This window comes from Rufibacter sp. XAAS-G3-1 (genome assembly GCF_013623775.1).
GTDB lineage: Bacteria > Bacteroidota > Bacteroidia > Cytophagales > Hymenobacteraceae > Nibribacter.
On sequence record NZ_JABFAM010000001.1, the window covers coordinates 66350 to 89178 of the forward strand.

Genomic DNA, 22829 nt, shown 5'->3' on the forward strand with positions numbered 1-22829 from the left:
AGCCTCTATTTGGCTTCAACACCCTCCCTCCTGGCAGTGAATAGTCCAAAACCCAGTGAAAAAGAAAAAGACGGAAGGTGCTTCTTGTTTGTTTCCGGGCAAAACAACGCCCTAGCCGCTATCTATTTAAAAGAATTCATACCTGTTGTCCAAGAGATCTTAGAGCATGTTTAAATTTCATCTTTGCGCTGCAAATGACCATAAAAAGAACCTGCGTTCACGGTTGCGTCGCACCGTAGCGCTGCTACGCTGCTCAAAAAACGCTTCCGCAGAACCTTTCTTTGGTTAGTTGAGCCTGCAAACCTGAAATTTGAACAAGCTCTTAGCTTTTTTCAAATTTGTATGGCAAAACACCTATCTTTTTTCCTGAAATAAAGTATAAAACCATACTTACCCGTCTGGCTTAAATACATGATTATATAAGTAAACCATTTGCCAGACGCCCTATACTATCCTATCATCTCTTTATAGTTCATCTTATGCTGCAATTCTAATTCTAATCATTAAAGTCCCCCACCATGAAACATGAACCTAAACTTCTGCGGCATACCCCATGGTATGAGATCTCCTATTTCGCTGCTAGCCGAATACTACAATTAACCTGGGCCACGCCCCCCTCCCAGGAAGAATACAAAGCGGGCACTCAAGCGTTCCTGGAGACGGTTCAGCAGCACAAGCCTAAAAAACTGATCTCAGATAACAGCAAACGCGGGAATCCGCTGCCCCAGGATTTGCTCTGGTTAACGCATAAAGTAATACCCGTTCTTTGCCAGGAAAATGTGGAGCAATTGGCCATGGTAGTGCCCCATGACCCGCACCACGCCCGCAGTCTGGAGTGCTGCCTGATGACCTCTGGGGGATGTTATGACCTTCAGTTCTTTCATTCCACGGCAGACGCCTTTGATTGGCTCTTCCACTCGTCTTCCCGATCAGGGGGCAGAGCCGTCGCCTAACAAAATCATATTTCCCCACTGCCTTTCCCATGCAGCCTTTCCCCCGTTTGGCCCATGGGAAAGGTTGTTTTACGGGGAAATGGTCTTGCCAGTTCCACGGTAGTTACGTGTTCTCGTCTGCCCCATTTCACTCGCTCGCCTCTGGCGAGCGAGTGAAATGGGGGTGCTTCCGGATTGGTAAATCAGAAAGGGCCGGCGCGTTTACCTTTAAAAGCTTGCCAAGTTGACGGTGGTTCTCCTGCGGCATGTTGGAATTCAGGCGTATCTTTGGCCTGGTTCAGTAGTATCTTAAAAACCCGCGTATGCTTTACAGTTTCACCAACGACTACAGCGAAGGCTGCCACCCTAACATTCTGCAACGGTTAACGGACTCAAACCTGACGCAGCAGCCAGGCTATGGGAACGATGAATTCTCCCAGGAATCTGTGGCCGCCATTAGGGCGTTGTGCGGGAAGCCAGATCTGGAGGTGCATTTGGTGGCCGGGGGCACGCTGGCGAACCTGATTGTGCTGAGCGCCTTCCTGAAATCGTACGAGTCGGTGATTTGCGCCGAGACGGGGCATATCAATAACCACGAGGCGGGGGCCATTGAAGCGACCGGGCACAAAATAGAAACCGTGGCTACCCCAGACGGGAAACTGCGCCCCGAGGATATAAGGCCGCTCATCAACAAGTTTCCGGAGTACCATACCGTAAAACCCAGAATTGTCTACATCTCCAACTCCACCGAGATTGGGACTATTTACCATAGGCAGGAACTGGTAGAACTGTCCCACTTTTGCCGGCAGAACAACCTGTTGCTGTACCTGGATGGGGCCAGACTGGCCATGGCCTTATCTGCCCAAAGCAACGACCTTACCCTGGCAGATATCGCCTCGCTCACCGATATCTTTTACCTGGGTGCCACCAAGTGCGGCGGCTTGATTGGCGAAGCCATTGTGATGGGGAATGAGGCGCTCCGGAAAGACTTCAAATACTTCATCAAGCAACGGGGTGCCCTTATGGCCAAAGGCAGGCTGTTCGGGATTCAGTTTGCCGAGTTGCTGCGTGACAACCTAATGTTTGACCTCGGGGCCCATGCGAACGCGTCGGCGCAGCGCATTGCGCAGCGTTTGCAGGAGTTGGGGTTCACGTTCTTAACCCAATCTGAGACAAACCAGATTTTCCCTGTTCTCCCCGATGCCCTTATTCAGGAACTCTCTAAAACGTACGGGTTCTTTGTCTGGAAGAAAATGCAGGAAGGGTATTCCGCCATCAGGATTATCACTTCGTGGGCCACGCCAGCCGAGTATGTAGACCAGTTCCTGCAAGATGCCACCGCCCTTGCTAAAAAGGCGAAGTAAACGGTTGCCAGAATTCATCTACGCCCGTTTAGGGGCTGTTTTTCAGAAAACAGCCCCTAAACGGGCGTTCTGTCTGAGAGGAGTAATTACCTGCATTTTATTCACGTACAGTGATTCTCCCCTTAATGCTCCACCAATTCCAAAGGTTACACCACGCATCTCGTCCCCCTTTGAAGGGGGTAGGGGGATGACAAGGGCAGAAGAAGAACCGGAAATAAACACCAAACGCGAGGAAGAGTGGTTCTCGGGAGCGCCATCATGAGCACGTGTAATCATCCCCCTACCCCCTTCAAAGGGGGACGAAATGCCTACCTAACTCTTGCATCTTATCATTGCTTGCTGTTCGGGAGTAGAACTCCCGAACAGCAACCCGTTCCTTTCGCCAGAACTATCCGAAAACAGCCAAGCGAACAATCCAACATCCCGTTCACGCCTCGCTCGCCAGAGGCGAGGGGGGCGTTTTTTACTTCTTTTCCCAAAAACAACCCCAAACTTCACATCACCAACCCGCCACCTAACCCCACCAAAGAAACTTACTCCAGCCCTTTCGGAGTTCCACTTCGGAAGCACCCTGCCGGGGAGTTCCACTCCCCTTCTTTTGCCCGTGGTTCCTGGCGGAGCGAAACTCCGCAGCAGACAGGTTCGGGGGTAGAACTTTTGAACAGCAAGGTGTCACGCACTAGTGCCGGTGGTTCCCGGCGAGTCTGGAGACTCGCTTCATCCCAAGGCACGCAACGGGAGACTCGCGCCAGTAGATTCTAAACCTGTGAGGTCTTGGAGACCTCACAGGTTTTTGCGATTCCAGCCTGCTTCCGCAATATCGCCAGCATCAAAGACCTCGTAGTGCGCGCAGCTCCTATGAGTGTCTGCGCCAATGCCGTTTACAGCCCGCTTTCCGCAAAACAGGCCCATAACGCAGCAAAAGTACTCTCACTCGGCCAAAGGCCAAGGTAACCCACACGCGTTGGGGAGGCGGGCCGGGGCGTTTCTTAGGCGCAGCATCGGCAGAAATTTGCTATCTTCCCTCCTTAGATCTAGACAAGAGAATATGGCGTTAAGCTGGAACGAGATAAAAGACCGGGCCATCCGGTTTTCAAAGGAGTGGCAGGACACGGCGCGGGAAGAGGCCGATGCGAAGCCGTTTCTGGTGGAGTTTTTCAACGTGTTTGGCATCAGCAGCAAGCGGGTGTCTACGTTTGAGCACCGGGTGAAGAAATTGGGCGAGAAAGACGGCTACATTGACCTGCTCTGGAAGGGGGTATTGCTGGTGGAGATGAAAAGCAGGGGCAAAGACCTGGACAAGGCCTACAAACAAGCCACCGACTATTTTGCGGGCCTCAAAGAGTATGACCTGCCCAAGTGCATTCTGGTGAGCGACTTTGAGCACTTTAGGCTGTATGACCTGGAAGACGGCACGCAGCAGGAGTTCCGGTTACCAGACCTGTACAAGAACGTGAAGCTGTTCGGGTTTCTGCTGGGCTACCAGACCAAAACCTACAAGTCTGAAGACCCGGTGAACATTCTGGCCGCCGAGCGCATGGGCAAGCTGCACGACCGCCTCCAGGAGATTGGCTATGAAGGGCACGTGCTGGAGGTGTACCTGGTGCGGGTGCTGTTCTGTTTGTTCGCCGAGGACACCAGCATTTTTGACAAGCGCCTCTTTCAGGATTACATTGAGCAGAAAACCAGTGAAGACGGCTCTGACCTGGCCGCGCACCTGGCGCAGCTATTTTACATCTTGAACACGCCGGTAGAGAAACGGCTCAAGAACATAGACGAAACCCTGAACCAGTTCCCCTACGTGAACGGCAAACTGTTTGAGGAACCGCTTCCGCCCGCGGCCTTTGACTTGAAAATGCGGCAACAGCTGCTGGACTGCTGCGCCCTGGACTGGAGCAAGATCTCGCCTGCTATCTTTGGCTCTTTGTTCCAGAGCGTCATGAACCCCAAGGAGCGCCGCAACCTGGGCGCGCACTACACCTCTGAGAAGAACATTCTCAAACTCATAAAGCCGCTGTTCTTAGACGAGCTCTGGCGCGAGTTTGAGGGCGTGAAAACGAACAAGAACCGCCTGCCCGAGTTCCACAAGAAGCTGAGCACGCTCAAATTCCTTGACCCGGCCTGCGGCTGCGGCAACTTTCTCATTATCACGTACCGCGAACTGCGTTTGCTGGAGCTGGAGATTCTGCGGGCCATGAACAAATCTGGGCAGCTCATTCTGGACGTGCGCGACATTATCTGGCTGGACGTGGACATGGTCTATGGCATTGAGTACGAGGAGTTTCCGGCGCGCATTGCCGAGGTGGCCATGTGGCTCATTGACCACCAGATGAACATGCGCATCAGCCAGGAGTTCGGGCAGTACTTCGCGCGGTTGCCGCTCAAGAAATCTGCCCACATCACCCACGGAAACGCCCTGCAACTAGACTGGGAAACCGTGGTGCCCAAAGACCAACTCACCTACATTCTGGGAAATCCGCCGTTTATTGGACATCACATGCAGTCTGCCCAACAAAAGTCTGATATGGCGAAAGTTTTTGTTGGGGTAAAGGGGTTTGGAGTTCTAGATTATGTCTCTGCTTGGTATATAAAAGCAGCTCAATATATAAAAGACACAAAAATCAAATCGGCCTTTGTATCAACTAATTCCATTTCGCAGGGTGAACAAATAGGCTTACTATGGAACGAATTAATTAATAAGTACAAAATTAAAATTCATTTTGCTCACCGGACTTTTAGTTGGAGTAATGAAGCAAAAGGTAACGCAGCTGTCCATGTAGTTATAATTGGCTTTGCTAATTATGAAACAGATGAAAAATTACTTTATGAATATGAGGATATCAAAGGCGAACCACATGAAATAAAATCCAAAAATATCAACCCATATTTAGTTGATGCTAAAGATCTTCTTATACCAACCCGGAGAGAGCCAATTTGCAATGTACCTAGAATGATATGGGGAAATAAACCAACAGATGGAGGCAACTTTCTTTTCAAGAATATTGAAGAAAAAGAAGTTTTTCTTCATCAAGAGCCGGAAGCAGAAAAATGGATTAGACCTTTTATGAGCGGTGATGATTTTATTCAAGGTCATTATAGATATTGCTTATGGTTGAAAGATATCATGCCACAAGAGCTGAAAAAATTACCTGAAACTAAGAAACGTATTGATGCAGTAAAGAAAATGCGATTAGAAAGTTCAGCTGAAGCAACAAGAAAAAAAGCGTTGACACCTACTTTATTTGCTCAAATTTCTCAGCCAGCATCAAGTTTTATCGCTATTCCAGAAGTATCTTCAGAGAAAAGAGCCTATATCCCAATAGCTTTCCTAAATGCAGATATTATACCAAGTAACACATTGCAAATTATTCCAGAGGCTACAACTTTTCATTTCGGAATTCTAACATCTAAAATGCATATGGTTTGGGTTAATTCAACTTGCGGTAAATTAGAAAGTAGACTAAGATACTCAAACTCTATCGTTTACAACAACTTTCCCTGGCCGGAGAACCCTTCGGAGAAGCAAACCAAAGCCGTAGAAGCCGCCGCGCAGCACGTGCTGGCGGTTCGGGCGGAGTTTGAAGGCAGTTCGTTGGCAGATTTGTATGACCCGCTCACCATGCCGCCCAAACTGGTGAAAGCCCACCAAGACCTGGACAAAGCCGTAGATTTGTGTTACCGTCCGCAGGCGTTTGTGAGCGAGGCCAAGCGCATGGAGTTCCTGTTTGAGCTGTATGAGAAGTACACGGCAGGGTTGTTTGCGAAAGAGAAACCCAAGAAAACCCGAAAACCAGCTGCCCCGGCCCAAGCGTAACCTAGCTCCGTTTAGGGGCTGTTTTCTTAAATTCAGCCCCTAAACGCCTTTTCTCCTGCCCGCCGCTCAGACGCGTTTGGGCCACGGGCCGCTGGCCGCTGGTTTGCCGCTGTGGGGGATGTATCAATCCCCGTTGCGCCGGTTAAGCAGCTGCGGGCAGTAGGAAATCCCCAAAGCGTGCTTTCCGATGGGTGAATTCTCCCCTTGCTCGCGTCCCGCGAGGGTGGGCTGCCTGCGAGGTTTCACCAGTGGCGCACCTGCTTCCGGTTTTTAGCCTTCTTTCCAGAAAACCGGCCCGAAACCGCTTTTTCGTCCTTCAAAAAAAATCTTTCTGTTTCCTGTCATATTTACCCTGGGGGCTACACTAACTTGTTGAACCCGGCCAGAGCCCCGCCCATGGAACCACAGGTAGAGACGCTTTTCCTGCAACTGCTGCAAACCGACAAAGAACGGATGTACCGCATCTGCCGCTCTTATGCGCAAGACCCTATAGAAGCCCAGGATCTTTTCCAGGAGACGGTGCTGCAAGTCTGGAAGTCGTGGCCCACGTTCAGGGGCGAGGCGCAGGTACGTACCTGGGTGTACCGCATCACGCTCAACGTGTGTTTGCAGGCGCGCCACAAAAGCCAGAAACAGCAGAAACGCACCCGTTCCCTGGACAGCATCCAGTTCGCGAACCTGCCCGAGGCCCCGCCGGAACCCGAGAAAGAAGCCCAGCTTCAGGCCCTGCACGCCTGCATCCAGAAACTGAATGACGCAGACCGGTCGCTGGTGCTGCTCTACCTGGAGGATTTGCCCTACAAAGACATCGCCGCCGTGACGGGCCTCACCGAAAACCACGTGGCCGTGAAGATGAAACGCATCAGAGAGAAACTGTTCACCTGTTTAAGCCCCGCCCCATGCTAGACCAAGACCTGAAAGATCTGTGGCAGAACGCCGCTCCGCAAGACCATATCCGCCTGAACCAAGACCTGCTGTTGCAGGAAGTAGGCGCAGAGGCCAACGCCCTTGACCAGAAAATACGCCAACGGGATCGCCTGGAAACGAGGGTAGCGCTGTTCATGATCCCGCTGTTCGGGCTGGTGGCTTGGCGCATGCCGTTTCCGCTCACCAAACTAGGCGCCGCTCTGGTCATTCCGTGGTGTCTGCTTATCATCTACCAGTTAAGGCGCGCCCGCCGCCATAGGGTACAGAACTTCTCGGCCCCGCTGCAAGAGTACCTGTTACAGTACCGCCACTATCTGCAACACCAGGTGCAGCTGCTCAAAGGCGTGCTGTACTGGTACCTGCTGCCGTTTAGTGTGTGTTTGGGGCTGTATTTCGCGGGTTTTCCATCCAGCACAGGAAGGTTGTTGACGCATTTGGCCATTATCATGGCCATCAATGCGTTCATCTATTTCCACAACCGGCATGCCGTCAAGAAAGAACTGCAACCGCTGCTAGACAAAATAGACCGTACCATTGCCACGCTGGAGAAAGAATAAGCGTTGCTTCTAAGCTGTTTCCCGTATTCAGGCTGTTTTTAGAAAAACGGCCCAAATACAGGCTTCCTGTTTCTAGGTGTTCTTAGTACATAAACTAGTTGCAAGGGTAAGGGAACAATGGAACCATATTGGTAAAATGCGTATATTCCATAAAAAAGCTATGATGATTGACAGGACAGAGGACGAAGTGATCTTTAGGCTGCCCAGCACTACCAACGTAGATGATTTGCAGGACATAGCAGATTTGCTGGAGTTTGAAGAAACGTCAAAGAAATCAAAAGCAACCCAAAAAGAGGTTGATAGTTTGGTGAAGGAAATAAAGAAAGGCCGTTGGGCTGAAACAAAGGCCAAAACCGGCCTATGAGAATTGTTGTTGACACCAATATTGCCTTTAGTGCCATCCTGAATACCAACAGCCGAATAGCCCGGATATTCCTTCAACCAAAATCCCGGCTGAATTTCTACGCAACGGAACAGCTTTTAACAGAGATTGAAGAACATAAAGACAAACTCAAGAAAATCTCACACTATTCAGACGCAGAACTACAACGGGCGGTTTCCATTATCACGCGCAGAATAAGATTCATCAACGTTAGCTCATTCCCAAAGAAATCTACCAAAAAGCAGAGGCTTTGACCAAAGATGTAGATATAGATGACACCGAGTTCGTAGCCCTCACCGAACATGCAAAGGCAAGATTCTGGAGTGGGGACAAGGAACTGCTAAAAGGGCTTAAAAAGAAAAAATGGAATAAAGCCATCACCACCGACGAGTTGTATAAACTTATTGTTAGTGGAAAACAAACCCGTGCATAGTTAAACCACAGAAGCAATTCCATTTTCGGCCTGTTTTCAAAAAATCAGCCCTAAAAAAGAAAGTTTGCCCTCTCTCCTTCACCCTTTCCTTTTTAAATCCGTTACTTCCCAAACCATTCTTAATTCCTAATTCTTAATCCCTAATTTAACATGAATCAACGGGAAGTAACCGATCAAGAGAACCTCACCTGGACTTGCGTACAGGCCTACGCAGGCCTGCAAGGCAAAGCCGGGGAGAAAGCCGCCGAACTCTCTGAAACCAACCAAGGCACCGTCACCGTGGTTTGCACGCCCAGCGGCCAGGCCCAGACCGTACGCCTGGAACTGCCCAGCAACTGGCTGGAAGAAACCTCAGATGAAGAGTTGCTGCAACAGATAGAGCAAGGCCGGCCATAAGTACTGAGACGCAAATAATGCTACATTCTTTTTCTTTGTCCTCCCAGAAAGATCTTGGTGGCGAACGGCAGTGGCGTTCATTTGTGCCCTTGTTCGTGTGATCACCATAGCCGTCTGGCTAAGGAAAGGCAGGTCGTATTCCCCTTGCACAAGTACCTCGTTACAGCGTAACGAGGCTACATGGCCGGGTATTCCGTAGCGACGTTTCCCTGTAACGTCGCACACATTCCTCCTTTCCCTGACGGCTGTGGTGACAACACCAAAAATCCTTTATCGGCTCCCTTCTCAAAACCACCAGTAAACTGAACCCGCTTCCCCAGCCTGTCTCCCGGCAGGACGGAAGAAAAGCGTTCAGGCCTACAATTTATATACGTTGGCTTGTCAGGGGGACAAGCTAAGGAAGGGACTTCCTTTTCCCCTACAAGAGGAGCTCCCAGGAGGGGAATTCCGCAAAAAAAAGAGAAATTGCCTTCTTAGGGGGGACGGGTTGAGTAGGGCTCACCAGCAGAGGCTACGGCGTGGTGTATGCCAACCCGCGCGGTTCGGGCGGCTACGGCCATTACGGGCGGTTCTTACGGCGGCTATCTGGTTTTCTGGATTCTGGGCCATGACAAACGGGTCAAAGCGACCTGTTCGCAGCGCGGCGGGTATGACCTGAGCACCTTTTTTGGGGAAGGGAACGCCTGGCGGTTGGTACCTAACTACTTTGGCGGCTATCCGTGGGAAGAGGCCCACAGAGGCCTCCTCCAAAGTGAATCACCGTTGACCTCCGTGCCAGAACATCACCACGCCCCTTATCATCTTCCACGGCGAGAATTACCTGCGCACCGGCGTGATTCAAAGCGAAATGCTCTACAAAAGCCTCAAAGTCCTGAACCGCCCCGTAGAATACGTCCGTCACCCCGGGCCCCCCACGAGATCACCCGCGCCGGAAACAACCCGCACCTGTGAGTTTTTTGGGCGGTATTTGCAGGCGAAGTAAAGGGTGCAGGTTTCGTGCCCAGATAATGCAGATGTGGGCCATGCCTTTCTCTACGGGTGCGGCAGACTGTAGGGGCAATCCTTGTGGTTGCCCTTCTCGTGCAGGATAGAAGGACGCCAAAAAGGGCAACCACAAGGATTGCCCCTACAGTCTGCCTACAACGCTCTTTCGGCTTGAACAATCTGCTCAACGGCCCTTTTCGCCTTTTTTTTTAGAAAACGGCCCTAAAACAAGAACCCCGCTCTGTAGACCAGAGCGGGGTTCTTGTTTTAACTAACAGTATCTTCTCTACCGTTGCACCATCACCGGCTGTAGCGCCAGCTGCCGTAGATGCGAGATATGCGACATGATGGCGTTCCTGGTCTTCGGAAATTCATGGTACGTGACGCCAAACTCGGCGCAGGCTTCCTTGATGATCTTGCTGATGGCCGGGTAATGCACGTGCGAGATCTTGGGGAACAGATGGTGCTCTATCTGGAAATTCAGGCCGCCGGTTAGCCAGGACACTACCTTGTTGTTGGTCGCGAAATTGGCGGTGGTTTTGAGTTGGTGCAGCGCCCACTCGTCTTCAATGCGGTTGGTGGTTTGGGTAGGGATTGGAAAATGCGCGTGCTCCACGGTATGGGCCAACTGGAACACGATGCTCATGACCAGCCCGGTAAACATGCCGTACACCAAGAACCCCACCAGCCACGGCAAGAAACCAACGGTGTAGATGGGTAGCAGCACAAACAAAACAAAGTGCATGCCTTTAAACGCCCAGAATGACAGATGGTCTTTGCGGGTCATTTTCTTGATGGGAATATCGCCTACTTTCTGGGTAAAGTACTTCATGTAATCTGTGAAGAAAACCCAGTACAGGTACAGCATGGCGTACGCGCCCCAGAAATAGAAATGCTGGTAGCGGTGGATTTTCAGGTGCTCCTGGTTTTCGCAGAGGCGCAGGAACGGTTTGGCGTCCAGGTCATCGTCTACGCCGTCAATGTTGGTGTAGGTGTGGTGAATGACGTTGTGCTTGGTGGTCCACATGTGGATGTTGGCGCCCAACATGTTCAAAGACAAGCCGGCCAGTTCGTTCAGCCATTTCTTCTTGCTGAAACTGCCGTGCCCGCCATCGTGCATCACGTTGAACCCAATGGCTGCGGTCACACCGCCCATCACAATACATTCCATGAGGGCAAGCCAGGCGGGAGGAGTGAAAAAAACCAGGTGCGTGTATAAAAGTACCAGACTGGAAACCAGTACCACCGCCTTGATGTAGAGTTTGTAGTTTCCGGAGGGATGACTTCCTATTTCTTCAAAATAGGCGTTGGTACGCTTCTTCAGCTCAAAGTAAAAAGAAGTAGAGGGTGCTATGAATTTGGGTGTGGCCATACGGACGATTAAGTTGAAAACAGGCTATAGAGCTATCTCAACGGGAATCGTCAATCAAATCCATAACATCTTGGAAAGATAACGCTTTCTACGTGCGTATTAATTCAGTTACCCCTGAAACAGCAAATAATAATTAGGTATACGTACTTACCGCATGACAGATACATCACTTTTAGGGGAAAGCAAAACCCTATGGTAGTATGACCAGTATGCCCCGCTATTGTTTTGCAGCGGCAAGCAACCCGTTGCTGTTCAACCAATTCAGGCACCGCTCAAACCATTGGTCTTGCGTGGTGGCGTTGTTCAGCCCGAACCCGTGGCCTCCTTTCTGGTAAATGTGCAACTCGGCCGGAATTTTATGCTGGAGCAGGGCCTGGTAAAATAAAATGCTGTTTTGGGCCGGCACCGTTTTATCGTCTGAGGCATGCACCAGAAACGTGGGCGGCGTTTGGGGCGTCACTTGCCGGTCGTTGGAATAAGCCTGGCGTTTCTCGGCCGGTGCGTCTTTGCCCAACAACAAGTCAAAGGAACCTTTGTGCCACACCGCCGGGTCACTGCTGATCACCGGATAAATCAGCAGCATGAAATCGGGCCGCAGGGAAAGTTTCTCGGGGTTCTGGATGTGGGTTTGGGTGAAATGCGTACCGGCAGTAGAAGCCAAGTGCCCGCCCGCCGAGAAGCCCATCATGCCCACCCGCTGGGGATTGACGTTGTATTCCTTCGCGCGTTTGCGCACCAGGTAGAGTGCCTGCTGGGCATCTTGCAGCGGTGCAATCTGTGGCTGGGAGCTAACGGCGGCATCCGGTAATCTGTACTTCACTACGAAGGCCGCCACGCCCTGCTCGGCCAATTTCCGCGCCACATCTGTTCCTTCATGGCTGAAGGCAAGTTTGGCGTACCCGCCGCCCGGGCAGATGACCACCGCCGTGCCGTTGGCTTTCTCCTTTGCCGGCAGAAACACCGTCAACGTAGGTTGCCGCACCTTGGTAATGCTGAGGGATTTGTTTGGCCGAACCTCCGTATTCTCCAGGTTGGCACCGGGCACCTCGTTCGGGATTTTACCCTCGTACAGCGGCAATTCCATGGGTTTGTTTTGGCTGAAACCGGTTAATGCCACGCAAACCAGCGAGAGCAGTAAGATGATGGGCTTTTTCATAGGCAATACAAAGAAAGGACAAGCTGTTTTGGGGCTATTTCCTGGGAAATAGCCCTAAAACAGCTTCTATTAGTTTAGACGAAGAAAATCTGGGGCAAGTGAGATTTAGCCGCCAAAGCCTTCATCGGCCGATGGGCCGTACATGCCCGGCACCGGTACATCTAACAGGCGCAGGTACACACTCAATTGACCCCGGTGGTGGATGAGGTGGTTCATGGCCAGGTTTCTGATGACCGCTTGTTTTGGCATGGAAACAATCACGTGCTCCCCGCTCCGCAGCGTCCAGTTCTTGGCGATTTCCACCACGTTGGTATCATTTAAGGCCTTCACTGCTTTTTGGTAGTTTTCCTCAAAATGGGCCATTAACTCCTGGTGGGAAGTTCCGGCGAAGGGCGTGTATTTCTGGGTGCTGAAATCCAGTTCCTCAGATTTTAGCACGTAGGCAATGAACATACCCGGCAACTCAGCCACGTGGGCCGCCAACGCTTTCAGGGACATACTTTTGGCATGCGGTTTCCAGTCAAAATGTTCTTCGGGCACCCGTTCCAGCATTTTTCGGGTGTTGGCGGCTTCCTGTTCAAACTGCCGTAGTAGCTTTTGGTTTAACTCCATCGTTCGTTCGGGTTTTGGTGTGGTTGCTCCAAGTTAGAAAAAAGAACGGGAGCAGGAAATAGTCCCGCCCCCGTTTTTGAATTTAGCGCAGTGGCTTTGCTTCCCGCACCTCGCCCAGCCACTTCCTGATCACTCTGCTGAACAAGATCAGCACCACGCCAATGCCCAACGACCAACGCCCAATCTGGTTCAGGATCTGAGCGTAATACGGCAGCGACAGCACCAGATTATCCACTACGTTGGCGGGCACGCTCATCAAAGCCCCAATCTTACAGGCCAAAAACTCGCCCACGGCACTCGCACAAGACCAGATTCCCATCATCAGGGCCACACTGCGGGCCGGCGGTTGCCGCTTGTTGTTGTTGTTGTTGTTGTTGTTGTTGTTGTTGTTGTTGTTGTTGTTGTTGTGCGCTGGCGCCAGTACTCTACGCACAACGCAGTTTCCTAGTTGGACAATGGCGTCAATACTTAATTTCTTCTTCCAGGTAAGTATTGTTCCCTTTTGCAAAAGCCTCAACTAATAAGGCAGTCTTTTCTTTTGACTGATGTAACACTTCAGTGGTGTGGTCTTCCTTATATTTCTGTCGTAGCCCAAAGAAATGGTTAACCATTATAGGTCGCTGGTAGAAGACATAAAACACAAAACCTGCCCTATCCCCTACTGCTGAAACCAGGATTTTCTGCTTCGTCTCTTTATTTTCAAAGTTTAGGGTAGGAGAAAAGTAAATGTCTCCTTCCTTCACTCCTTCCATCTTTAGAAGCCAATCTGCCCAAGGATAATCCAAGAAATAAGAAACCATTCTTTCGCCTTCAATAGTCCCTAGATCAATATTCTCTGCTTGCAATGGACTTGAAAAGGTGTAGTGGAAGACTTGCATAAATGTATGCTCTAAACTTTCTTCTAATTTGACAAAGGACTTGGTGGCGTAATCAACACCTTTTCCGTCTGCCTCTCTCCCAACACTTGCTTAATCCCCGCCAAACCGTCAGAGATGTTCTCCATCTGCGCCAGCACCTGCCCTACCTGGTTCCCGTCCCCGAAGCCTTTCAGCTTGTTGTTCCGCACGAAGGCTGCTTTGATGTCTTCCCAGCGCTGTTTTTCCTCGGGCGTGGCTACGCCGATGAGCTGTTTGAACTTGAGTAGATTGGCCTCGGCGCCAGTGGTCAAAGTTTGGGACTCTGCTTGATAGTGGGATAAGATGAGCGTGTGCAGTTCGGCGTCATTCATGATGGGCATGACCTTCTCCGTGAGCTTGTTCATGTTGCGGTACGAGCCCTGCATCTTGAACGGCGGCTCGGTGCGGTATTCGTCGGCTTGGGCGGCAGAGCGGATGTACTCCAGGTTCACCTTCAGAATCACGTCGCGGATGGACAGGAGCTTCTTGAGGACGGCCACGTACTCGCTGATCTCGGCGGCGGTGTGGTTGCCCTCCAGTTCCAGGCCTTCGCTGTTGCCGGTCTCGGCCAGGGTCACCAGCGCGTACACGTCTTTCTGGCTTTTGGCACTCAGCTTGGCTAGCACGGCGTTGGAGGTGAGCGAGTTTTCCAGGTAACTCAGCTTGAACACGTCTTCGGTGTCGCCTATGATGTCGCCCAGGTTGTAGATGTCGGCGCGGTTGGCGAGCATGTCCGGGATGCGGAATTTGTCGCCGGTCTCGGTGTAGGGATTCCCGGCCATGACCACGCACACTTTTTTGCCCCGGAAATCATAGGTGCGGGGGCGGCCTTTGTACACACCCTCAATCTTGCGCTGGGCATCACAGAGCGAGATGAATTTCTGCAGGAACTCAGGGTGGCAGTGTTGGATGTCGTCCAGGTAAATCATCACGTTGTCGCCCATCTCGAAGGACAGGTTCAGCTTCTCCAGTTCCTCACGGGCGGCGGCGTTGGGGGCCTCCGCAGGGTCAAGTGCGGTGACCTGGTGCCCAATGGCAGGCCCGTTGATTTTCATAAAGATGATGCCCAGCCGGTTGGCGATGTACTCCATGAGCGTGGTTTTGCCGTAACCCGGCGGCGACAGCAACAGCAACATGCCCATCAAATCAGTGCGCTTGGTCTCCCCGGCGGTGCCCATTTGTTTGGCCAGGTTCGCGCCGATGAGCGGCAAATACACCTGGTCAATCAGCTTGTTCCGCACAAACGAAGACATGACCCGCGGTTTGAATTCCTGCAAGCGCAGCTCTTCTTCAAATTCAACTGTCAACCGGTGTTTCAGCGCGTGGAAAGCCTTGTACTGGCTCACCACGTGGGTTTCATAATGGCTTAGTTTCTGTTGGAACTGGTGGAAGTGCAGCGGATATTGTTGCTCCTGCAACAGCGGGTGCGTGCCCTGCAAGCCACTCAAGGTCTCGCGCAGGTTGGCGTGCACTACTTGCTTCGGCTGCAGTTCCTGCAACAGCAACAGCACCGCGGCCTCGGGTATGTATTCACTTTCTTCTAGCAAGTTCGCTTGCGCCAGATACGCCTTTAGCCAATGCAGCAGTAATTCAAACTGCTCAACTTTGTTTTCCTCCAAGGCTTGCGCCGAGGCCTCAAACATTGGCCACGCGTTTTTCTCCGAAAGGTATTGGTGGAAGTTCTGCACCAACTCAGCCGCCTGAGAACTGGAAATGAAGTGGTCGCCACGGGTCAGCTCAAAGAACAGGTACTCCCCTGCGGCAACCGCATTCGCCTCTGGCAACAAACCTGTCTCTTGCTGAAATGCCTGCACCTCGCGTTGTAAATCAGCTTTGATGTTGTCAAACTGGTGCGTCTCGGGGAAGACCTGCAGAATGGCGCTCACACCTTTTAGTTGATGATGGAACAGCTGTTTTTGGCCTTCTTTCGCGAAAACGGCCCAGAAACAGCGGGCAGCAGCGCGGTCTACGGCGGGGTAACGGAGTAAATCCGCGGTCTTGAAGAGGCGTACCAAGGAGCTTAGAATCACCGCCGCATCATGGTCGTGCACGCCTTTGAGATAGCCTTCGTTGAAGCGGGAAGCCATGAATTTCTGCACGTAGGCCACTAATTCTTGCTGCGGTAGTTTGTGCAGTTGGTCTACCGTCAAGAGTTGCAAACTTCCCTCCTGGACTTCCGCCGGGGCGGATGTATTCTTCACATTTTGAGCCGCCTGCAAAATCTGGAACGCTAGGTACTCGGCGCGGTACACCTGGTTGTTCTCAGAGATAAGCGACTGCTCCCAAACGGGACGGAAGCTCAGGAAACGCTCGTCGGTGATTTTCTCGAAGAAGCTGGTGCCGGTGAGATGGTAGTACATCGCGTCGTCGCGGTGCACAATGCTGAGCTCCAGCGGCTGGGTGTTCACGGTGAAGTGGTGCGTCCCGAACTTGAGCACGTTCTGCCCGTCCACGAACAGCTCGCTTTTGTCTTTGAGCTGGCGCACGGCGTCTTCGCGCAGGGTTTTGAGGCGGCTCTGGATGGCATCGGCTTTCACGGTGTCGCCCATGGCCAGGAGCTCGGCTACGGTGGTGCGCACCTTTTCCAGCATCAAATCTGAGGCGTAATAGCCGTTGATGTCGGCCACGGTTTCCAGCTTGCTGATGCGGCTTTGAACGGCTTTGAGAATACGGTCGGCGGCTTGTTGCAGGGTGGTGGCGCGTTTGTTGCGGGCTTCCTGCAGGACTACTTTCTTGCTCTCGAAGGCAGAGTAAATTTCCTCCCGTTTATCGGCTATTATTTCCAGAAAAGCGTCAAACTCCGAGAAGCGGCCTTCCAGTTCCTCCAGCTGCACCATGAGTTTGGTGAGGTATTCCTCGCACTTCTGGGGCGTGTCGCAGATGTCCAGGAAATTGATGACGCTCTGGCTGATGAGCTTGATTTGGGCGTTGAACTCGGCCTGGCCCTCGGCGCTCAACAGCTCCTGCCGTTTGCGTTTGAGGGTGGCTTTGGTTTTGTTGAACGTGGCGTAGATGGTGGAGATGGCGTCCACGATGCGCGTGGTCTGGGTGGCGTCCTCCATCTTGAGGTTGCTCACAATCTCAATCAGCATCTCCAGCTCGGTGCTCACGCCCGAGATTTCCTTCTCGGTGGCATCGGCCTCTACCACTTTGCCAATGGTATCTATGCCCGCCGTGATTTGAGCCACGTGCTGCTCATAGGGCACCAACGCATCGGGCTTCAACAGGAAGTCTACCGTTTGGTTCGCGATTTCCTGGCTGAAGCTTTGCAACTGCGCCTCGTACGTTTCAATTCGCCCCACATCTGCGTAGCGGAGTTCTTTCAGGGAAATCACCTCGCCGCGCACCGACCGCAAATCGGCCAGTGACTTCACGTAGTCGTTGATGTGGCCGTTGGCCTGCATTTTGAGTTTAGAAAGCAAGGCATCGGCGGAGCCAAGCACCTGTTCTACCTGCGCCTGCGTGCTCTTTCTGATGCTGATGACCTTCTCATATTCCTCCACTGCTGCCGTAGCCGTCTGCTTAATAGCCGCGAGGGGCTGCGCCAGTTCAAACGTCTCCTTTTTGCCAAGCCAATGGTAGCTGTCCAGTAAATCGGTGGTGATTTTGATGAGATCCAGGTACAGGTTGTCGTAGGAATCCTCTTTGTTGAGCAGCGTCAGAATCTCGGTACACTCGGCCATGGCTTGCACAATCTCTTTGTTGCCTATCTTGTACAGGTAACTTTCTTTGGTGACCGGAATGGTGAAGTTGCTGCCAATGTAGGGCGTCTGCCAGATCTGGAGGGCGTGGTGTTTTTTGGGTTCCTCATCGGCCCTGAAATAACAGAGCTCGCCGTTCTCGTAGATGGCGTAACCGTGGCAGATGATGGGGCTTTCTATCTTCTGGGTGATGAGGTTGTAGCTGAGCAACAGGTACACGCCGCTCTGCTTGTTGTAGAAGACGTACAGGTAATCTTCGCCGTTGGGCGAGGCGATGCGCTTCTCAAACAGCATCTCCTGCAGGCCGTTGTCAAAACTCTTGAACTCGCCGGTTTGCAGGTAATAGCCGTAGGCGTAGATCAAACCCTGGTTTTCGGGCAGGAACACGCAGCAATCCTGGATGGCATCTATGCGGCGCGCCTCTTTCAATTTGGCGTTGTAGACCAAGTAGCGGTAGTTGTTCTCGCGGTACGGCTTTATCTTGAGCAGAATCAGGTTGCCGATGATGGAATAATAGAGTTCCGAGTCATCCAGCGTCTGATCCTTGTCGTCTACCGGCTCTGAGTAGATGCCGTGGCCGGACTCGGTGTTGTCCTCTACTTTGATGGTCAGATCGCCCCCTATGGTCTCCACGAACACCTTGTCCTCAATGGAGATGTGCGGGTGCTTGCCTTTGCGGTGCGCCTCGCGGGTGACGCGCTTCCAGACGAAGTCGTGCTGGTTAGGGAAGGTGTACTCGTGGTCAGAGCGGTTGTCCAGGTAGGTCAGTTTTCCTGCCTGCAGGGCCCACTTGAAGGTTTTGATGTCATTGACGCCCTTGCCCACCCGGAACACCATGAACAGGTGCACGCCCTGCACGGCGAACTTCACAAACTGCGTGTTCTTGTAGTACTTGTACAGCTTCTGAAACTCGTCCCTAAACTCTGCGTGGTCTATTAACTCCAGCCCTTGTTGGTGGAATTGGTGGTTTTCATACGAATAGACGCTGAACACATCGCTCAGTTCCACCTCCGTTTTCAGGCCCAGGTGCACGTTGTAGCCGAACAGCAATTGCTCCCCCACCGGCACCATGTCATAGGGCACGCAGTTGTGCTCGGTGGTCACCCGCTCCGTGGTCAGCAGTTTCGTCTCAATCGCCCCGAAGACTTCTTTGCGCTCCTGGTTCAGTTGGTCTAACAGGCCCCGCAATTCGCCTCCGCTTTTAGATAAGCGATTACGCAGGATTTCATAGGTGCCGCCTTCCAGTTGAACGGGGTTGGTGGCGTCTGAAGCGGTAAAAGTGGGTGCGGTAGACATGTTGGTGGTTATGTAAGAGCCTCACCCCCAACCCCCTCTCCCATGGAGAGGAAGCTTTTCCGCTGATGCGGGGTGAAGCAGTGATGTGTTATAGGTGCGTTTCAGGCTTGTTTTTGGGAAAACAGGCGGGAAACGGGTTTGATGGAGACCTCACAGGTTTTGAAATCCTGTGAGGTCTTTACCAGGTATTTATTTTGCTTTTTCTACTTTATCTGATACTCCCCCTTTGAAGGGATCGAGGGGAATGTTTACATCAGCTGGTCTGCGGTTTCCAAGTTTTTATTTCTTCTGTCAAGGAAAGCCGTGCCATAGCCCCAGCACAACAGTGAGAACAAAATCATGGTAGAGGCATACCCAATATTAGCCTGTTGGTCAGAGATACGTTCTGTGCAACTCCACCAATCTGCTTCAACATACAATACCTGAAGGAAAAACACTGAAGTTGTGAAAAACCCGATTATTATTCCAAGTGATACACATTGCTTCCCCCCTCCTAAAGTTTTCAATTTTTTCCAAAGCAGCAGATTAAAAACAACAGGAAGGAAGACCATGCACAAAGGGGCGAAAAAGAGCAGCAAGAACGTAACTATGAGGCCTGTTGCTCCATACTCGACGAGAATTCTTAGTCTTTCCTGCATCCTATTCCCTAGTTGTACAATGCGTGACCTTCTGTGTCAACATCCCCCTACCCTCTTCAAAGCTCATCTTGTGGGGAAAAAGCATTAGCCATTCCAATGAAAGAAGAGGCGCTTTCCAATCCCGAACAGCAACTTTAGTAAAAATTCCCCTACAAGATTAGCTTCAACGGGGGAGTATCAAAATAAGGAGCAAAAGTAGATTTGCCTTTACTGCTTTCCCTACCCGCTAATTTCTCAACTGGGCAAGTTGCTGTTTCAGTTCTTCTACTTTGTTGGCTTCAGACTGCTGCTCTCGCTTCAGTTTGATTTCTCTTTCACGGGCCAGTTGTTTGTGGGCTTTGAATTCCTCCGTAAGCTCATCATAGGCTTGGATTTTCTCTTCGGTGACGCGGTTGCTGTTTTTGTACATGACCGCGAAGACGGCGGCCACGGCGGCCAAGGCCAGGATAATGACCAAGCTCAGAATCACGTACACCTGCTTGTCCATGTCTATGCCCAGCACCGACAGGCTGGCCACGTCATGCGCACCTTGCTGAATCTGTCTTTCTTTTTGGGCATTTACCTCCTGCAAAGCCTGTACCTGGGCTTTCTGGTCGGCTAGTTCTTTCTGGGTCTGGGCCAGTTTGACGGCCGTCTCTTTTCCGGCGTTTTTGATGCTTTGTTGCCGGGCCCGCAGCGTGTCCTGTACATTTTTGAAGAAGGCATCCAGACTGGCTTGCTTTACTACCTTATGCGGTTGGTTGTATTTCATCTCAGTTGAGGATCTGAACTTCAACGAACTGAACTGCTGCTGCAAGCTGTAGTTCGCCCGGTCTTTGACCGTAGTAGGCGCCTGCGCCTGACCGGCGGTCATCACCAAAACACTCAAGAGAAGAGAAAAAGAAATAGCTTTCATAAAAGGATACTTTGCGTCAATAATTTTACGGCTGAAATTAAAATTACTGATTTAATACCAAGCTAGAAAGACAATGCCCGATAGTTTTCCCACGCATAGAGAGTTTTTGACCATAATCCCATTTTAACTTCCTTCCTTTTCATTTCAAGGCTGCTTTTCTAAAAACTGCCCTAAAACGGAAAATGCTTTTCCTCTGAATTGCTGAAAACAGGCTGAAAACGCATTTTATGGGCCCAGCTCCGCATCTTACTAACCTTCCTGCTCCCCTCTCCTGTATGTTGGAGAGGGGAATAGGGAATGTTAATTCAACGTGTAGACTGGTTTGTCGCCCAACCCCAAAGCCGAGGCCGTGGAGGTCAGTTCTTTCAGGGTGTTGGTGGTGGCTTCGTCCAGGGTCTTTTGCTGCATCATTTTCAAAAGCAGGGCAGAAACGCTGAGGTTGCGCACATCCTCTGAGTTCATGCCGAAGTGCTGGATGAAGCGCTGCAGGTTGGCTTTGAAGTCAATGTGGCCGTTGCTGTCTTTCTGGAAGAACGCGTCTTTGACGGTGCCCAGCACTTCGCTGTTGGTGACCAACCTATCTACCTGTTTGCCTTTGGTGATGGAGCCCACAATCTGATCAAAGAACATAGTCTCGCCGCCCACAATGTCTATTTTGGCGGCTTTCAAAGCTTCAGAAAGGACGGCGGCTTGTGAGGCGGCAATGTCTTTCTGGATGTCAATCTGGGCCAGTTCAATGGCTTTGTCTTTCTCCAGACGCAGTTTGAACTCTTCGTGCTCTTTGCCCACGCCGTCCAGTTTCTTCATGGCATCGGCTTTTTCTTCGATGCCTTTGGCTTCCACGGTGAACTTCTCGCCGCTCACGCGGGCTTCGGCTAGGCCGCGTTTTTCTTCGGCGGCAGCCAGGCTGGCAATGATAGACGCGTCTGCCAAGCCTTGCTCCTGGGTTACTTTGGCGGCGACTAATCCTAACTTCTCGTCGGCTTCGGCCTGGGCCTCGGCTTGTACGCGGGTGGCTTTGGCGGTGGCCACGGCCTGGCGTTCGGTGACGTTGGCTTCGGCTTCCCCTTCTTTCTGGCGGGCGGCGGCTTTGGCTTCCATCACCTGAGCTTCTGACAACCCTTTGGCGGCGGCTTGGGTGGCTTCGGCCTCGGCCATTACTTTCATGGCTTGGGCGCGGTTCACGCTGGAGGTTTTCTCGGCCTCGGCGTTAATCAAAAGTTCTTCCGCGTGGAATTCAGCGGCTTTCCGGGCGGCTTCGGCGCCTTTTATTTCTTTCACCAGCGCTTCCTCGGCCACCATGGTGGCCGTGGTGATGGCGACTGATTTCAGACGTTCGGCTTCGGCAAAGGCTTTGGTGTCTTTGATTTTCTCTTCCTCTTCTACCACGGCTTTCTCCACGGTGATCCGCTCCCGAATGATGCCTTGAATGTTCTTGCGCTCTTCTTCTATGGCTTTCTCTTTCTCAATCTGAGCCAGGGCCACAATGCGCTGCATCTCGTTTTCTTCCAGCATTTTAGCCTGCTCCACGCGCACCGTTTCCACGGCGTCGGTGCGTTGCTTGCTGCGTTCGGCCACCAACACCTGGCGCTCGCGGTTCTGCTCCGAAATCATGACTTCCTCATCTGTAGCGATGCGGGCGCGTTCCGAAATCATGCGTTGCTCCTGGGTGACTTTCTCAATCTCCGCCGACTCTCTGGCTTTGATGCTGGCAATCTCGCGGCGCTGTTTTTCCTGGTTTTCAGCGAGTTGCTTCTCCAGTTCCAAAATGGTTTCCTGCGCCTCTACGTTCTGTTTCTTGATGGTTTTCTCGCGTTCACGCTCAATGAGATTGGCCTGCACTTTCTGACGGGCGGTGAGGTCAATTATTTTCTTGATACCCTCGGCATCCAGAATGTTGTTTTCGTTCAGGCTTGAAAGCGGCGTCTGCTCCAGGTAATCAATGGCGCAGTCGTCCAGCACATAGCCGTTCAAGTCGGTGCCAATGGTTTGCAGAATCTGGCGTTTGAAGTCCTCGCGGCTTTGGTAGAGTTCCACGAAGTCAAAGTGCTTGCCCACGGTTTTGAGGGCTTCTGAGAATTTCGCGTCAAAAAGGCTTTCCAGCGCACCCGGGTCTGAGGCCCGCTTACACCCAATGGACTGCGCCACCTGCACCACGTCTTCCTGGGTTTTGTTCACGCGCAGAAAGAAGTTCACCTTAATGTCGGCGCGCAGGTTGTCTTTGCAAATCAACCCTTCTGCCCCGGTGCGGGCAATCACGATGGTTTTGAGGGTGATGTCCATCACTTCCAGTTTGTGGATGACGGGCACCACGAAGATACCGGAGAAAGAGACTTTGGTGTCGCCCATGCCGGTGCGCACCATGGCTTCGCCCTGAATGGCTTTGCGGTACATTTTGATGATGACCACAAACATCCCGAAGGCCAGCACCGCCAGTAGAATGACAGATGTTAGAGTAAGGGTTTGAAACATAG

Annotated in this window: 19 protein-coding genes; 10 read left to right on the top strand and 9 right to left on the bottom strand. The window is 51.8% G+C overall.

Going from position 1 to position 22829, the window contains the following annotated elements; genetic code table 11:
* Nucleotides 1-518 precede the first annotated feature (518 nt).
* From HHO50_RS00250 to HHO50_RS00295, 10 genes are all read left to right on the top strand, one after another.
* On the top strand, nucleotides 519-953 hold the full coding sequence (locus HHO50_RS00250; protein ID WP_181304000.1) for a hypothetical protein: 435 nt from the start codon (nucleotides 519-521) through the stop codon (nucleotides 951-953).
* 302 nt (nucleotides 954-1255) lie between these two features.
* A complete protein-coding gene (locus tag HHO50_RS00255) occupies nucleotides 1256-2296 on the top strand; it encodes a low specificity L-threonine aldolase (RefSeq protein WP_181304001.1) in 1041 nt (346 codons plus the stop codon).
* A gap of 1048 nt (nucleotides 2297-3344) precedes the next feature.
* On the top strand, nucleotides 3345-6110 hold the full coding sequence (locus HHO50_RS21150) for a class I SAM-dependent DNA methyltransferase (protein WP_181304002.1): 2766 nt from the start codon (nucleotides 3345-3347) through the stop codon (nucleotides 6108-6110).
* 396 nt (nucleotides 6111-6506) lie between these two features.
* Nucleotides 6507-7016, top strand: coding sequence for an RNA polymerase sigma factor (locus tag HHO50_RS00265; protein WP_181304003.1), 510 nt, complete (start codon nucleotides 6507-6509; stop codon nucleotides 7014-7016).
* Nucleotides 7010-7594, top strand: coding sequence for a hypothetical protein (locus HHO50_RS00270; protein ID WP_181304004.1), 585 nt, complete (start codon nucleotides 7010-7012; stop codon nucleotides 7592-7594). Before HHO50_RS00265 ends, HHO50_RS00270 begins: the two co-directional genes overlap by 7 nt.
* 160 nt (nucleotides 7595-7754) lie before the next feature.
* Nucleotides 7755-7958, top strand: a complete 204-nt coding sequence (locus HHO50_RS00275) for a hypothetical protein (protein ID WP_181304005.1) — start codon at nucleotides 7755-7757, stop codon at nucleotides 7956-7958.
* Nucleotides 7955-8230, top strand: coding sequence for a PIN domain-containing protein (locus tag HHO50_RS21465; protein ID WP_181304006.1), 276 nt, complete (start codon nucleotides 7955-7957; stop codon nucleotides 8228-8230). Before HHO50_RS00275 ends, HHO50_RS21465 begins: the two co-directional genes overlap by 4 nt.
* Nucleotides 8206-8409, top strand: a complete 204-nt coding sequence (locus HHO50_RS00285; protein ID WP_370457508.1) for a PIN domain-containing protein — start codon at nucleotides 8206-8208, stop codon at nucleotides 8407-8409. Before HHO50_RS21465 ends, HHO50_RS00285 begins: the two co-directional genes overlap by 25 nt.
* Nucleotides 8410-8559: 150 nt before the next feature.
* Nucleotides 8560-8805 carry a hypothetical protein gene (locus tag HHO50_RS00290; protein WP_181304008.1) on the top strand — a complete coding sequence of 82 codons (246 nt, stop codon included), beginning with the start codon at nucleotides 8560-8562 and terminating at the stop codon, nucleotides 8803-8805.
* A gap of 525 nt (nucleotides 8806-9330) precedes the next feature.
* Nucleotides 9331-9756 carry an alpha/beta hydrolase family protein gene (locus HHO50_RS00295; protein ID WP_370457505.1) on the top strand — a complete coding sequence of 142 codons (426 nt, stop codon included), beginning with the start codon at nucleotides 9331-9333 and terminating at the stop codon, nucleotides 9754-9756.
* 319 nt (nucleotides 9757-10075) lie between these two features.
* Here HHO50_RS00295 and HHO50_RS00300 read toward each other — a convergent pair whose 3' ends face one another.
* The 9 genes from HHO50_RS00300 to HHO50_RS00340 form a co-directional block, all read right to left on the bottom strand.
* Nucleotides 10076-11161, bottom strand: a complete 1086-nt coding sequence (locus tag HHO50_RS00300) for an acyl-CoA desaturase (protein ID WP_181304009.1) — start codon at nucleotides 11159-11161, stop codon at nucleotides 10076-10078.
* 217 nt (nucleotides 11162-11378) lie between these two features.
* Complete coding sequence (locus HHO50_RS00305; RefSeq protein WP_181304010.1) at nucleotides 11379-12317, bottom strand: alpha/beta hydrolase; 939 nt, start codon at nucleotides 12315-12317, stop codon at nucleotides 11379-11381.
* Between the two features lie 105 nt (nucleotides 12318-12422).
* The gene (locus tag HHO50_RS00310) at nucleotides 12423-12929 is read right to left on the bottom strand and encodes a DinB family protein (protein ID WP_181304011.1); all 507 of its coding nucleotides are present in this window, start codon (nucleotides 12927-12929) and stop codon (nucleotides 12423-12425) included.
* Between the two features lie 82 nt (nucleotides 12930-13011).
* Nucleotides 13012-13362 carry a hypothetical protein gene (locus tag HHO50_RS00315; RefSeq protein WP_181304012.1) on the bottom strand — a complete coding sequence of 117 codons (351 nt, stop codon included), beginning with the start codon at nucleotides 13360-13362 and terminating at the stop codon, nucleotides 13012-13014.
* A gap of 28 nt (nucleotides 13363-13390) precedes the next feature.
* Nucleotides 13391-13807: a hypothetical protein gene (locus HHO50_RS00320; protein WP_181304013.1), complete on the bottom strand. Its 417-nt coding sequence runs from the start codon at nucleotides 13805-13807 to the stop codon at nucleotides 13391-13393.
* Between the two features lie 23 nt (nucleotides 13808-13830).
* Nucleotides 13831-18822, bottom strand: a complete 4992-nt coding sequence (locus HHO50_RS00325) for a DNA repair ATPase (protein ID WP_181304014.1) — start codon at nucleotides 18820-18822, stop codon at nucleotides 13831-13833.
* Nucleotides 18823-19070: 248 nt separating this feature from the next.
* Complete coding sequence (locus HHO50_RS00330; RefSeq protein ID WP_181304015.1) at nucleotides 19071-19460, bottom strand: hypothetical protein; 390 nt, start codon at nucleotides 19458-19460, stop codon at nucleotides 19071-19073.
* Nucleotides 19461-19686: 226 nt separating this feature from the next.
* Nucleotides 19687-20355, bottom strand: coding sequence for a hypothetical protein (locus HHO50_RS00335; RefSeq protein WP_181304016.1), 669 nt, complete (start codon nucleotides 20353-20355; stop codon nucleotides 19687-19689).
* 300 nt (nucleotides 20356-20655) lie between these two features.
* The gene (locus HHO50_RS00340; RefSeq protein WP_255478531.1) at nucleotides 20656-22827 is read right to left on the bottom strand and encodes a flotillin family protein; all 2172 of its coding nucleotides are present in this window, start codon (nucleotides 22825-22827) and stop codon (nucleotides 20656-20658) included.
* Between the last annotated feature and the right edge of the window lie 2 nt (nucleotides 22828-22829).